Annotated in this window: 14 protein-coding genes; 12 read left to right on the top strand and 2 right to left on the bottom strand. The window is 65.4% G+C overall.

Annotated elements, in window-relative coordinates:
- Window positions 1-21: 21 nt before the first annotated feature.
- Together nadA and DENOEST_RS18670 are read right to left on the bottom strand one after the other, a co-directional pair.
- Window positions 22-1,119, bottom strand: a complete 1,098-nt coding sequence (nadA, locus tag DENOEST_RS18675) for a quinolinate synthase NadA (RefSeq protein WP_145770337.1) — start codon at window positions 1,117-1,119, stop codon at window positions 22-24.
- A 50-nt stretch (window positions 1,120-1,169) separates the two neighbouring features.
- The gene (locus DENOEST_RS18670) at window positions 1,170-1,622 is read right to left on the bottom strand and encodes a rhodanese-like domain-containing protein (RefSeq protein WP_145770336.1); all 453 of its coding nucleotides are present in this window, start codon (window positions 1,620-1,622) and stop codon (window positions 1,170-1,172) included.
- A gap of 85 nt (window positions 1,623-1,707) precedes the next feature.
- Here DENOEST_RS18670 and DENOEST_RS18665 point away from each other — a divergent pair, with 85 nt between their 5' ends.
- The 12 genes from DENOEST_RS18665 to zapD all read left to right on the top strand — a co-directional run bounded on the left by DENOEST_RS18665 (window position 1,708) and on the right by zapD (window position 13,343).
- Window positions 1,708-2,856, top strand: coding sequence for a cation diffusion facilitator family transporter (locus DENOEST_RS18665; protein ID WP_232096539.1), 1,149 nt, complete (start codon window positions 1,708-1,710; stop codon window positions 2,854-2,856).
- 173 nt (window positions 2,857-3,029) lie between these two features.
- Window positions 3,030-4,442, top strand: a complete 1,413-nt coding sequence (gene glnA / locus DENOEST_RS18660; RefSeq protein WP_145770334.1) for a type I glutamate--ammonia ligase — start codon at window positions 3,030-3,032, stop codon at window positions 4,440-4,442.
- A gap of 106 nt (window positions 4,443-4,548) precedes the next feature.
- Window positions 4,549-4,998 (top strand): DUF4124 domain-containing protein, encoded by a 450-nt coding sequence (locus tag DENOEST_RS18655; protein WP_145770333.1) that lies wholly within the window; start codon window positions 4,549-4,551, stop codon window positions 4,996-4,998.
- Between the two features lie 36 nt (window positions 4,999-5,034).
- A complete protein-coding gene (locus DENOEST_RS18650) occupies window positions 5,035-6,255 on the top strand; it encodes a two-component system sensor histidine kinase NtrB (RefSeq protein WP_145770332.1) in 1,221 nt (406 codons plus the stop codon).
- A 184-nt stretch (window positions 6,256-6,439) separates the two neighbouring features.
- A complete protein-coding gene (ntrC, locus tag DENOEST_RS18645) occupies window positions 6,440-7,849 on the top strand; it encodes a nitrogen regulation protein NR(I) (RefSeq protein WP_145770331.1) in 1,410 nt (469 codons plus the stop codon).
- Between the two features lie 31 nt (window positions 7,850-7,880).
- Window positions 7,881-8,333, top strand: a complete 453-nt coding sequence (locus tag DENOEST_RS18640) for an acyl-CoA thioesterase (protein ID WP_170228159.1) — start codon at window positions 7,881-7,883, stop codon at window positions 8,331-8,333.
- 25 nt (window positions 8,334-8,358) lie between these two features.
- Window positions 8,359-9,144 (top strand): biotin--[acetyl-CoA-carboxylase] ligase, encoded by a 786-nt coding sequence (locus DENOEST_RS18635; protein ID WP_145770329.1) that lies wholly within the window; start codon window positions 8,359-8,361, stop codon window positions 9,142-9,144.
- Complete coding sequence (locus DENOEST_RS18630; RefSeq protein WP_145770328.1) at window positions 9,141-9,857, top strand: type III pantothenate kinase; 717 nt, start codon at window positions 9,141-9,143, stop codon at window positions 9,855-9,857. The genes DENOEST_RS18635 and DENOEST_RS18630 overlap by 4 nt, the downstream gene beginning before the upstream one ends.
- A 44-nt stretch (window positions 9,858-9,901) precedes the next feature.
- Entirely contained in the window at window positions 9,902-11,266 is a 1,365-nt protein-coding gene (locus DENOEST_RS18625; RefSeq protein WP_145770327.1) for a TrpB-like pyridoxal phosphate-dependent enzyme, read from the top strand.
- Between the two features lie 11 nt (window positions 11,267-11,277).
- Window positions 11,278-11,904 carry a hypothetical protein gene (locus DENOEST_RS18620; protein WP_145770326.1) on the top strand — a complete coding sequence of 209 codons (627 nt, stop codon included), beginning with the start codon at window positions 11,278-11,280 and terminating at the stop codon, window positions 11,902-11,904.
- Window positions 11,901-12,518 carry a dephospho-CoA kinase gene (coaE, locus tag DENOEST_RS18615; RefSeq protein WP_145770325.1) on the top strand — a complete coding sequence of 206 codons (618 nt, stop codon included), beginning with the start codon at window positions 11,901-11,903 and terminating at the stop codon, window positions 12,516-12,518. The genes DENOEST_RS18620 and coaE overlap by 4 nt, the downstream gene beginning before the upstream one ends.
- Window positions 12,519-12,587: 69 nt before the next feature.
- Entirely contained in the window at window positions 12,588-13,343 is a 756-nt protein-coding gene (zapD, locus tag DENOEST_RS18610; RefSeq protein WP_145770324.1) for a cell division protein ZapD, read from the top strand.
- Window positions 13,344-13,359 lie beyond the last annotated feature (16 nt).

Here is a 13,359-nt window from a genome sequence, read left to right as displayed (position 1 = left end):
TTGTTTTGGACGTCGAAAAACTCAGGAAACGGCCAGCATCCGGTCCAGGGCGATCTTGGCCAGGCCGGCTTCGTGGGCCGGCACCTTGATCTGGTTCACCACCTTGCCCTCGGCCAGGTTCTCCAGGGTCCAGGCCAGGTGCTGGGGATCGATGCGCTGCATGGTGGAGCACATGCACACCGTCGGCGCCATGAACTGCACCACCTTGCCCTCATGCTGCACTTCCCGGGCCAGGCGGTCCACCAGGTTCAGCTCCGTGCCCACCAGCCAGCGGGTATTGGGGGCGCCGGCCTTCACCGTATTGAGGATGTACTCGGTGCTGCCCACGTAGTCGGACTGGCGGCAGACTTCGAAGGCGCATTCCGGATGAGAAATGACGATGCCCTCCGGATACTGGTTACGGAACTTGAGGATGTGGGCCGGCTGGAACATCTGATGGACCGAGCAGTGGCCCTTCCACAGCAGGATACGGGCCTTCCTGATCTGCTCGGGCGTGAGACCGCCCATTTCCTGATCCGGATCCCAGACCACCATTTCCTCCATGGGGATGTCCATCTTGTAGCCGCTCCAGCGGCCCAGGTGCTGGTCGGGGAAGAACAGCACCTTCTCCCGCTGGGCAAAGGACCACTCCAGAATCTTCGGGGCATTGCTGGAAGTGCAGACGATGCCGCCGTGCTCGCCGCAGAAGGCCTTCAGATCGGCAGCGGAATTGATGTAGGTGACCGGGGTCACCTGCTCATCAGGGTTCAGCACCTCGGCCAGTTCGCGCCAGCAGCGTTCCACCTTGGCCAAGCTGGCCATGTCGGCCATGGAACAGCCGGCGGCCAGGTCGGGCAGGATGGAAATCTGCTCGGGCTTGGACATGATGTCCGCCACTTCGGCCATGAAATGGACGCCGCAGAAAATGATGAACTCGGCATCGGACTGGCCCGCCAGGCGCGACAGCTTGAGGGAGTCGCCTGTCAGGTCGGCGTGCTGATAGACATCGCTACGCTGATAGTGGTGGCACAACAGCACGGCCTTCTTGCCAAGCTTGGCCCGGGCGGCGCGAATGCGCTCCTGGGCCTCCTCGTCGGACATGATGTTGAAACGGTCGAAATTGATGGACGCGACTTGCATCGCATTACTCCGGAACGGCAGGGGTTGAAAGGGGGATGGTGCGGGGCGGATCAGCCCTGCACCCAGGGCAGGCCATGGAAACGCCAGCCTCCGATGGCGTTGCGGTGGCCCTGGGCATCCTTGTCGCCCTCGAAGCCCTCGAGGACGTTGTAGCAGTCGGGATAGCCGGCGGCGCTGGCGGCCGTGGCGGCGGCACTGGACCGGGCACCGGAACGGCAGATGAACATCAGCAGGGACTCGGTGCTAACCGCATGCTTCAGTTCCTGGAGGAAATGGGGATTGCGCTCATTGCCCGGATAGCTCAACCACTCGATCTCGATGGCCTTGGGCACCCGCCCCACCCAGTCCCATTCGGCCCGGGTGCGCACATCCACCAGCCGGGCATGGGGCAGCAGTTGCAGCAGTTCGTGGGCCTCCCTGGGCGTGAGGGCTCCTTCGTAGGGAAGGTTCAGGTGGCGGGCGCGCTCCTGGGCCAGGGTAAGGATTTCATTGAAGCGGGACATGGCATCGGGGCCGGCGAGGCAGGCTAGAATTCAGTTCGCCAAGTATAAGTCAGAGTCCATGGCACGAGCAGCCCCTTCCCCGCCGATGATCGAAGACGCCGAACGCCTGCGCCAGGGCCAACAGATTACCTGGGTCAGTGTAGTGGTCAATGTGTTGCTCACCGCCATGCAGATCGTGGTGGGGCTGCTGGCCCATTCCCAAAGCCTGATCGCCGACGCCATGCACACCCTGTCCGACGTGGTGGCGGACGTCTTCGTCCTCTTCGCCAACCGCAAGGGGGCCGAGGCGGCGGATGCCGAGCATCCCTATGGCCATGCCCGCTACGAGACCCTGGCCTCCCTGGTGCTGGGCCTGCTGCTGTCGATCACCGGCATCGGCATCCTGGTGGCTGCCGCCGGCCGCCTGCAAAACCTCGCGTCCCTGCCACCGGTGGGTATCGCCGCCTTATGGGCCGCCTGCGCCACCCTGATCGGCAAGGAGGGCCTGTTCCGCTACATGCTGGTGGTCGCCCGACGCCTGCGCTCATCGATGCTGATGGCCAACGCCTGGCATGCCCGGGCCGACGCCCTCTCCTCCCTGGTGGTGGCCGCCGGCATCGGTGGCAGCCTGTTGGGCTTCGGCTTCGCCGATGCGGTGGCCGCCATCATCGTCGGCGCCATGATCGTCAAGGCCGGCGCCGGCTTCGCCTGGGACGCCATCAGCGAGCTGATCGACACCGGGCTGTCGGCCGAGGAAGTGCGGCGCATCCGCCAGACCCTGGAGGACGCGCCGGGGGTGCTGGGCCTCCATGACCTGCGCACCCGACGCATGGCCCACCATGTGCTGGTGGATGCCCATATCCAGGTCAGCCCCCGGGTCAGTGTGTCCGAAGGTCACCTGATAGGTGAGCGGGCACGGCAGCGGCTGCTCCAGGAGCACCCCGAAGTGCTGGACGTCCTGGTCCATGTGGATGTGGAGGACGACATGCTGTCGAACCTGCCCGCCACGGAGTTACCGGAACGGGCAATGCTGCTGCACCATCTGCGGCAGATGCTGGGGGAGGATCTGCCCCACTTCGAGCGTACTACGCTGCACTATCTGGGCAACCGGGTGGAGGCCGAGGTGACCCTGCCCCCCGAAATGATGCAGGACCCTGCCCGTATCGTCCGGGTGGAGCAGCGCCTGGCCCAGTGCCTGCCCGGCGACGCCTGGTTCAGCACGGTCAGTCTGAACTGTCGTATTGCACCAAAATAGTGCCATCTCCAGCTGGGATGCACCCGTATGGTGCGCCTGGCCGGCCTGTGTTAATCCAGGGCCCTTGTGGCACAATGGCCGCCCCCGAATTGGCGTTTGGCACGGTTGCTGCTCATTCGCCGCGGTAGCGAATTTCCCGCACGCATTCAATTGAACTGTTAGGAGAGCACCTCATGGCGACGCCTCAAGATGTGATGAAGATTGTCAAGGAGCAGGAGGTCAAGTTTGTTGATTTCCGCTTCACCGATACCCGCGGCAAGGAACAGCACGTCGGCGTGCCCATTTCCGCTTTCAGCCTGGACAAGTTCGAGGATGGCCACGCCTTCGACGGCTCCTCCATCGCCGGCTGGAAAGGCATCCAGGCCTCCGACATGCTGCTGATGCCCGATGCCGACACCGCCTACATCGACCCCTTCTTCGACGAAACCACCCTGGTGCTGTCCTGTGACGTGGTGGAACCTTCCGATGGCAAGGGCTACGACCGGGACCCCCGTTCCATCGCCAAGCGCGCCGAGGCCTACCTGAAGTCTTCCGGCATCGGTGACACCGCCTACTTCGGCCCGGAGCCCGAGTTCTTCATTTTCGACTCCATCGAATGGGGCGTGGACATGTCCGGCGCCCACGTCAAGATCAATTCCGAAGAGGCCGCCTGGTCGTCTTCCGAGAAGTTCGAGGGCGGCAACACCGGCCATCGTCCCTCCGTCAAGGGCGGCTACTTCCCCGTGCCCCCCGTGGATTCCTTCAACGACATCCGCGCCCAGATGTGTCTGGCCCTGGAAGCCTGTGGCGTGCCGGTGGAAGTACACCACCATGAAGTGGCCACCGCCGGCCAGAACGAGATCGGCACCGTGTTCAACACCCTGGTGCGCCGTGCCGACCAGACCCAGATCCTGAAGTACATCGTGCACAACGTGGCCCACCAGTACGGCAAGACCGCCACTTTCATGCCCAAGCCCATCGTTGGTGACAACGGTTCCGGCATGCACGTGCACCAGTCCATCTGGAAGGACGGCAAGAACCTGTTCGCCGGCAACGGCTACGCCGGCATGTCCGAGTTCGCCCTGTACTACATCGGCGGCATCATCAAGCATGCCCGCGCCCTGAACGCCATCACCAACCCGCTGACCAACTCCTACAAGCGGCTGGTGCCCGGCTTCGAAGCCCCGGTGAAGCTGGCCTACTCGGCCAAGAACCGCTCCGCCTCGATCCGCATCCCCTTCGTCAATAGCGACAAGGCTCGCCGCATCGAGACCCGCTTCCCCGATCCCGGTGCCAACCCCTACCTGTGCTTCGCCGCCCTCATGATGGCGGGCCTGGACGGTGTGCAGAACAAGATCCACCCCGGCGACCCCGCCGACAAGAACCTCTACGATCTGCCCCCCGAGGAAGACGCCAAGATCCCGACCGTCTGTTCCAGCCTGGAACAGGCCCTGGAGTACCTGGACAAGGACCGCGAGTTCCTGACCCGGGGCGGCGTATTCTCCAACGAGTGGGTGGATGCTTTCATCGAACTGAAGATGGAAGAGGTCACGCGCTTCCGCATGACCACCCACCCGGTCGAGTTCGACATGTACTTCTCCATCTGAACCCCGCCGGGTTCGGAGCAAAAGAGGACGGGGCGACCCGTCCTTTTTTGTTTGGGGCAAAAATCCCCTACACTCTCCCCGTCCGCCATTCAATTCACAGATATCCATGAAGGGACTGCTCCTCTTCGCCCTCCTCGGCCTGGCCTTTGTGGCAGAGGCCAACACGCTGTACAAATGCACCGACGCCGCCGGCCATACCACTTACACCAACACCCGGGCCTCGGCCAAGAACTGCATTGTGCTGTCCCGCGAGGCTCAAGCTCCTGCGGCGTCAGCCGCCCCGGCCCGGCCCCGGGCGGCGGCCAGCACTCCTTCGCCCAACGACTTCCCCCGGGTCAGCAACGATGTTCAGCAAAAACGCGACACGGATCGCCGCCACATCCTGGAGCAGGAACAGGCTGCGGAGTTGAGGAACCTGGACGAAGCCCGGCGCGCCCTGGCCGAGCAGGAGGCGCTGCGCGCCGGCCCCGACCGGGTGCGGCCCCACCGGGACCGCATCGCGCTCCATGAACGCAATCTCGAAGCCCTGCGGCGCGAGATGTCCAATCTGAAATAGGAATATCCCGGTGCAATTCTTGCTGCATAGACTGGCATGAACGCACCCGACAGCTCGCTGCCCCAAAGCACCTTCGGCGGTCTTGACCTGCTCTCCTCCGCCGTCATCCTGCTGGATGGGCAGCAGCGGATCCGCCATCTCAATCCTGCGGCGGAGAATCTTTTCGCCGCCAGCCTGCGCACCTGGCAGGGCCGCCCCCTGGAACAGCTGCTGGGTCATTCGCCGACTCTGCTGTCGGCCCTGGAAAATGCCCTGAACAACAACTGGAGCTACACCGGGCACAACATCAAGATAGAGCGGGGCGAGCAACCCGCCCTGCACCTGGATTGCACCGTGACGCCAGGGGACGTCAAGGGAGTGCACCTGCTGCTGGAGTTCCGGCCCATCGACCAGCAGCTCAAGACGGCCCGGGAGGAAAGGGAAGCGGTGCAACAGCAGGCCACCCGGGAACTGATCCGCAATCTGGCCCACGAGATCAAGAATCCCCTGGGCGGCATCCGCGGCTCGGCCCAACTGCTGGAACGGGAACTGGCCAGCCTGCCCAATGCCCCAGCCCTGCGGGAATACACCGAGGTCATCATCGCCGAGGCCGACCGCCTGCAGGACCTGATGCAGCGCCTGCTCTCCTCCCATCGCGCCATGCAGCCGGCACCCATCAACATTCACGAAATCCTGGAACGGGTGCTGCGCCTGATCCATGCGGAGTTCACCGGGGTGCGGGTGCACCGCGACTATGACACCTCCCTGCCCAAGCTCACCGGCGACCGGGAGCAGTTGATCCAGGCCATCCTCAACATCGCCCGCAACGCCGCCCAGGCCATCGTGGGCATGCCCCCCGGCCCCCTTGCCGAGCAAGGGGGTGACAATGGTTCGTCGCTACGCGACTCCAGTTATGGCGGCCTTGCCTTGGGACGGCCCGGCGGCAAGGCGGGCATGCCCCCCGGCCCCCCGGCCGAGGGCGGGGAGATCGTCTTCCGCACCCGGGCGGCGCGCCAGGTGACCCTGGCCAAGAAGCTCTACCCCCTGGCACTTGAATTGCATGTGATCGACAACGGCCCCGGCATCGCGGAGGACATGCGGGACAAGATCTTCTATCCCCTGGTATCCGGCCGGGAAGGGGGCAGCGGCCTGGGCCTGACACTGACCCAGAGCTTCATTCAACAACATCACGGTAGCATTGAGGTGGAATCGCGGCCCGGCCGCACCTGTTTCCGCATCCTGCTGCCCCTGAGCAACGAACAGGGCAGGCAGTTATGAAACGCCCCCCTTCGCCCCCCTCACGGGGGGTTCGATACAGCTCGCTGCGCTTGATGTCACGGAGCACTTCGTGGCAACACCCTGTAATTTGCGCCTCCGGCGCGTGCCGCTTTTCCTTGTCCCACGAGGATTTCCTTCGGTCAGGGCGGCCCGGCGGAAAAGCCACTTCTTACGGTAAGTACTCATGAAACCGGTCTGGATTGTCGATGACGACCGCTCCATCCGCTGGGTCTTCGAAAAGGCCCTGGACCGGGAGGAAATTCCTCACAGAAGCTTTGCCACGGCCAACGAGGCCCTGGCCGCCCTGGAAGGGGGCCAGCAACCCCAGGTCCTGGTCTCCGACGTGCGCATGCCCGGCCAGAGCGGACTGGATCTGCTGCGCCAGGTGAAGATCCGCTGGCCCGAACTGCCAGTGATCATCATGACCGCTTATTCGGACCTGGATTCCGCCGTGGCGGCCTTCCAGGGGGGGGCCTACGAATATCTGCCCAAGCCTTTCGACGTGGATCAGGCCGTGGGCCTGGTACGGCGGGCCATTGACGAGACGACGCACCAGGGTGGTGCATCCATGACCACCGAGTTGGTGCCTGAGATTCTCGGCCAGGCCCCCTCCATGCAGGAGGTGTTTCGCGCCATCGGCCGTCTGGCCCAGTCCCACGCCACGGTGCTGATCAACGGTGAGTCCGGCACCGGCAAGGAGCTGGTGGCCCGGGCCCTGCATCGCCACAGCCCCCGGCGAGATGCCCCCTTCATCGCCATTAACACTGCGGCCATCCCCCGGGACCTGCTGGAGTCGGAGCTTTTCGGCCACGAAAAGGGCGCCTTCACCGGAGCCGCTGCCCAGCGCCGGGGCCGTTTCGAACAGGCCGAGGGAGGCACCCTGTTTTTGGACGAGATCGGCGACATGCCGGCGGAACTGCAAACCCGCCTGTTGCGGGTGCTCTCCGATGGGCATTTCTATCGTGTGGGAGGCCAGTCCCCGGTCAAGGCCAATGTCCGGGTCATCACCGCCACCCACCAGAATCTGGAAATCCGGGTCAAGGACGGACTGTTCCGGGAAGACCTGTTCCATCGCCTCAATGTGATCCGCCTGCGCCTGCCGCCCCTACGGGAGCGGCGCGAAGACATCCCCCTGCTGGCCCGGCATTTTCTGGCCAAGAGCGCCCAGGAACTGGGGGTGGAGTCCAAGCGTCTGGCCGATGGAGCCCTGCGCCATCTCCAGAGCCTGGAGTTCCCGGGCAACGTGCGTCAACTGGAGAATCTCTGCCACTGGCTGACGGTAATGGCGCCGGGCCAATCGGTGGATGTGGCCGACCTGCCGGCAGAAATGCGGGAACAGCCCGCCAGCGCCGGCCCCATGGACTGGCTGGAGGCCCTCTCGGGAGAGGCCGACCGGCTGATCGCTGCCCGCCCCGGCGAGGTGTTCGAACGCCTGACCCGGGCCTTCGAGGGCACCCTGATCCGGCGCGCCCTGGCCGCCACCGGCGGACGGCGCATCGAGGCCGCCCAATTGCTGGGCATCGGCCGCAATACCATCACCCGCAAGATCCAGGAACTGGGCCTGGACCATGCCGAGGGAACAGATCAGGGATAATCCGCCCCTTCCGCTTTGCCCCACCCCCACAATGCGATTCGATCCCCAGCGCGTCCACCCAAGTACCTATCCCTTTGCCATGGCGGTGACGCCCCGCTTCGCGGACATGGACATCGTCAAGCACATCAACAACCTGGCCGTGGCCGAGTATTACGAGGAAGGCCGGGTGCGCTTCCTGATGGAAATATTCGGCCAGGACTACCTGTTCCGCCCCAAGGACTTTCATTTGCTGGTGGCCCGGGCCAGCTACGACTATCTGCACGAGGCCCACTACCCGGCCCTCCTGGAAGTCCGGGCCGGTGTAGCACGCATCGGCCGCTCCTCCTTTGAACTGGCCATGGCCCTGTTCCAGGAGGGCCGCTGCATCGGCCTGGCCGACGTGGTGAAAGTCCATACCGGGAGTACCGGCCCCATGCCGATACCCGATGCCATCCGCACCCTGCTGGCGAGCCGGGTCCTGACAACGGAGAACGCAGGGGCCTGAAGGGTTTTCGCGGATAATCCGCGCCATGAATATGCAGACCTCCTTCGACATCGCCGCCGCCGCGGCCGCCCTGGGCACCACGGCCTGCCGCTACGACATCGATGCCGTTGCGGAATGCGATTCCAGCAACAGCCGGCTGCTGGAGCGGGCCGCCGCCGGGGCACCCTCCGGCACCGTGCTAGTGGCAGAGCGTCAGACCGCCGGGCGCGGACGGCGCGGTCGCAGCTGGATATCCGCCCCGGCCGACAGCCTGACCTTTTCCCTGCTCTGGCGCTTCCCGCACCAGTCCGACGCCCCTGCCGCCCTCTCCCTGGCCGTGGGTCTGGCCCTGGTGCGGGGCCTGGAGGCCTTAGGAGCCCGGGGCATCGGCCTCAAGTGGCCCAACGATCTGCTGATCGGGGACAGCAAGCTGGCCGGCATCCTGGTGGAATTGCAAGCGGGAGAACTGCGCAGTGCGGTGATCGGCATCGGCCTGAACCTGCGCCGACCCAATGGCTTGTCGGAGGATGTGGCGGCTGCCGGCCTGGACCAGGCCCTGGCGGCGCTCCCTACCCGGGAAGTGGTACTGGCGGCCCTGCTGGCAGCCCTGGCGCAGACCCTGGACGCATACGGCAGCAGCGGCTTTGCCTCCCTGAGAAACGAATGGCAAGCCCGTCACGCCTGGCAGGGCTTGCCGGTAAGGGTCAGCGGCGGCGAGGCGGCGGAGGGCCTCTGTCTGGGAGTCGGTGACGATGGCGCCCTAAATTTGGATACCCCCCAGGGCCTGCGCCGCATCCTGGCCGGGGATGTCAGTCTGCGGGCGGTCCCATGATCCTCTGCCTGGACTGCGGCAATACCCGCATCAAGTGGGGCCTGAGGGAAGGCGACACCTGGAAGGCGCGGGGCGCATTTGCCACCACGGCCACGACCGAGGCGGAAGGTCTGGCCCGGGTCCTGCCCCGGACGCCCCTGATCCGCATCCTGGGCTGCAATGTAGCGGGCGCCGAAGTGGCCCAAGCCCTGGCGAACGTCCTGCCCCTGCCCATCGAATGGAACCTGCCCCGCACCGAGCAATGCGGGGTGAGCAATGCCTACGAGCAACCCGGGCAACTGGGGGCCGACCGCTGGGCCGCCCTGATCGGCGCCTGGCATCTCCAGGGCGCCGCCTGCCTGGTGGTGAGTGCCGGCACCGCCACCACCATCGACGTGCTGGACAGCAGCGGCATCTTCCAGGGAGGGCTGATCCTGCCCGGCCTGGACCTGATGCGCCAGGCCCTGGCCCGCAACACCGCCCAGTTGCCGTCCCAGTCCGGACAATATCGGGAGACGCCGCGCAACACCCTGGACGCCATCAGCAGCGGGGCGATCCACGCCACCCTGGGGGCCATCTCGCGCATGTATGCCCAGGTGGCGGACCGTCCTGGCGCGGCCTGTCTGCTCACCGGCGGGGCGGCCGAAGCCCTGGCGCCCCATCTGACACTGCCCCTGCGGCGGGTGGAGGATCTGGTCCTGGAGGGGCTGGCCCGCATTACCGCCCCATCCTGAGGCACAATTCGGGGTTCAATTCCACCCCAGCGCTTGAGGAACCCATGGAAGCTACCCGCATCGACCTGGAACAGAACGATATCCCCACCCACTGGTACAACGTGGTGGCGGACATGAAGAACCCACCGGCCCCGCCCCTGGGGCCGGACGGTCAGCCGGTGGCGCCGGAACGGATGCTGGCGATTTTCCCCGGCGCCATCCTGGAACAGGAAATGAGCGCCGAACGCTGGATTCCCATCCCCCAGGAAGTGCGCGAGATCTACCGCCTGTGGCGGCCCAGCCCCCTGGTGCGGGCAGTGCGCCTGGAACAGGCCCTGGGCACCCCGGCGAAGATTTTCTACAAGTTCGAGGGCTGTTCCCCCGCCGGTTCCCACAAGCCCAATTCCGCAGTGCCCCAGGCCTTCTACAACAAGCAGGCTGGCATCAAGCGGCTCACCACCGAGACCGGCGCCGGCCAGTGGGGGTCCTCCATCGCCTTTGCTGGCCAGATGTTCGGCCTGCCCGTGCGGGTCTACATGGTCAATGTGAGCTACCAGCAGAAGCCCTTCCGCCGTTCCATGATGCAGACCTGGGGGGCCGAGGTCTATGCCAGCCCCTCCCAATTGACCCAGACCGGCCGCGACGCTTTGGCCAAGGACCCGAACAATCCGGGTTCCCTGGGACTGGCCATCTCCGAAGCTGTGGAAGAGGCCGCCGGCCGGCCCGACACCAACTACACCCTGGGTTCGGTGCTGAACCATGTGCTGCTGCACCAGACCATCATTGGCCTGGAAGCGAAGAAGCAGTTCGACAAGATCGGCCTCTATCCGGACGTGATCCTGGGTCCCTGCGGCGGCGGCTCCAGCTTCGGCGGCATCGCCTTCCCCTTCCTGGCTGACCAGGCGGCCGGCGAGAAGCGGGCCGAGAAGTTGCGCTGCGTGGCGGTGGAGCCCACCTCCTGCCCCACCCTGACCCAGGGCGCCTATGCCTATGACTACGGCGACGCATCCGGCTTCACGCCCCTGATGAAGATGTACACCCTGGGCCACGACTTCATGCCCCCGGGCATCCATGCCGGCGGCCTGCGCTATCACGGGGATTCGCCCCTGGTCTCCCAGCTTTTCCATGAAGGCCGGGTGGAAGCCGTGGCCGTGCCCCAGCTGGCCACCTTCGAGGCTGGCACCCTGTTCGCCAAGGCCGAAGGGGTGATACCCGCCCCCGAATCCTGCCACGCCATCCGCGCCGCCATCGATGAGGCCCTGAAGTGCAAGGCCACGGGAGAGCCCAAAGTGATCCTGTTCAACCTCACCGGCCACGGCCACTTCGACATGGCCGCCTACGACCGTTATTTCGCTGGCGAGCTGGACGATTACGCCTATCCCCGGGAAGCGGTGGAAGCCTCCCTCCAGCACCTGCCCCAGGTGGGTTGAAGGAAAAGGACGTGGCTGCGTTGCGCCTGGCCTGCCTGCTGCTGGTGCTGGCCAATCTGCTGTTCTTCGTCTGGAGCCAGGGTTACCTGGGGAGTACCACCAGCGGCCGGGAGCCCCTACGGCTCTCCGCCCAGTTGGTGCCGGAGAAGTTGCGCCTGGTGGCGCCGGAGCAACTACGGGAGATATGCCGTCTGGCCTCTGGCCTCAGGACGGATCAGGGTGAGCATCTGCTGGCCGACTGGAAGGCCAGGCTCCCGGAGGCAATCTTTAAGCTGGTTACCCTGGAAGGGGCGCCCATGTACCAGGTCGCCATCCCCGGCCTGCCCAGCCGGGCGGTAGCGGAGAGCAAGCTGGCGGAGGTCCGGGCCCTGGGCGTCCGGAGCGAGGTGAGCTTTGTCAGCCCTAGCCCGGATCAGGTCGCCCTGATCTTCGCCACTTTCCGTAACGAAGCCGGTGCCCGGGAATATCTGACAGGCCTGGAGCGCCGGGGTATCCGCTCGGCTCGTCTCCTGCTCCAGCATTCCATCGCGACCGAAGCCCAGATCGAAATCCGTGGCCCCGCAGCCCTTCAGGACCGGCTACCGGACCTGCTGGCGGGTGTAAGCGATCTCACTCTGACGGAGTGCGCCACACCATGAGTCAGCCTTTGATCGTCGGGCTCACCGGCGGCATCGGCAGCGGCAAGAGTGCCGCCGCCGATATGTTCGCGGCCCTGGGGGCCGCCATCGTGGACGCCGATGTCGTGGCCCATGACCTGACCGGACCCGGGGGTGCGGCCATGGCTGCCATCCGGGAGGCCTTCGGCGATGCTGTGATTACCCCCACAGGTGCCCTGGACCGGACCGCCATGCGTCAGCTGGCCTTCACCGACCCTTCCGCCCGGGCCCGCCTGGAGGCCGTCCTGCACCCCCTGATCGGCGCCGAATGTGCCTCGAGGATGGCGGCCGCCATAAAGCACGGTGCGCCCTACGTGATCCATGCCGTGCCTCTACTGGCAGAGTCCGGAGGCGCCCGGCAGCACATGAACCGGGTGCTGGTGGTGGATTGTCCGGAGGAATTGCAGGTAAGCCGGGTCATGGCCCGCAGCGGACTGGCCGCCGAGGAGGTGCGCCGCATCATGGCGGCCCAGGCAGGTCGGGCCGTCCGACTGGTCATCGCCGACGACGTGATCGTCAATGATGGCGATCTGGAGGCCCTTCGCCAGCAAGTGGCCGAACTCCACGCAAAATACCTTGCAACGGCAACAAAGTAGCCCTTTTCCGGTTGAGATTTAGGGCCGGATCGGGGAGAATCAGGCGAATTTCCCCAGGGGCCCCGGCGCGTGATCACATACGAATATCCTCTCAACGAGCGCATCCGCACCCTGTTGCGCCTGGAGGACCTGTTCGACAAGTGCGCCCATTTCCTCGCCGGCGAAGGTCCCGAGGAGCACCATGTGGCCCTGGTGACCCTGTTCGAGATCCTCGAAGCCGCCGGTCGTGCCGACCTCAAATTCGATCTGATGCAGGAACTGGAGCGCCAGCGCCAGATTCTTCTGTCCTTCCGCAACAACCCGGATATCTCCGAGGATGCCCTATCCGGCGCCCTCTACGAGATCGAGCAAGCCTCGGCCAGTCTCCTCTCCATGCAGGGCCGGATCGGCCACTACCTGCGGGAAAACGAGTGGCTGATGGCCATCAAGAACCGAGCCGCCATTCCCGGCGGCGTCTGCGAGTTCGATCTGCCCTCCTATCACTTCTGGCTGCATCGGGAAGCCGCGGCCCGGCAGGCAGATTTGCGGGGCTGGATCGGTCCCATGCTGGCCATCCGCCAGGCCCTGGGCATCGTCCTGCGCCTGCTGCGCTCCTCGGGCCGACCCGAACAGCAGATGGCGGTGCGGGGCGCCTACCAGATGATGCTGGCGGGCCGCACCGCCCAGATGGTGCGCCTGCGCCTGACCATGGACGAAGCCTTTGTGCCCGAGATCAGCGCCAGCAAGTACGCCCTCAACATCCGCTTCCTCGCACCGGATGTAGACCATCGCCCCAAGCAGGCGGATGCCAGCGTCAACTTCGAGCTGACCTTCTGTAACCTGTAGGTTTTTCTGCCGAGGC

Source organism: Denitratisoma oestradiolicum (assembly GCF_902813185.1).
Lineage (GTDB): Bacteria > Pseudomonadota > Gammaproteobacteria > Burkholderiales > Rhodocyclaceae > Denitratisoma > Denitratisoma oestradiolicum.
Note: the sequence above shows the minus strand (reverse complement) of the source record. Positions and strands in the feature narration are given on the sequence as shown.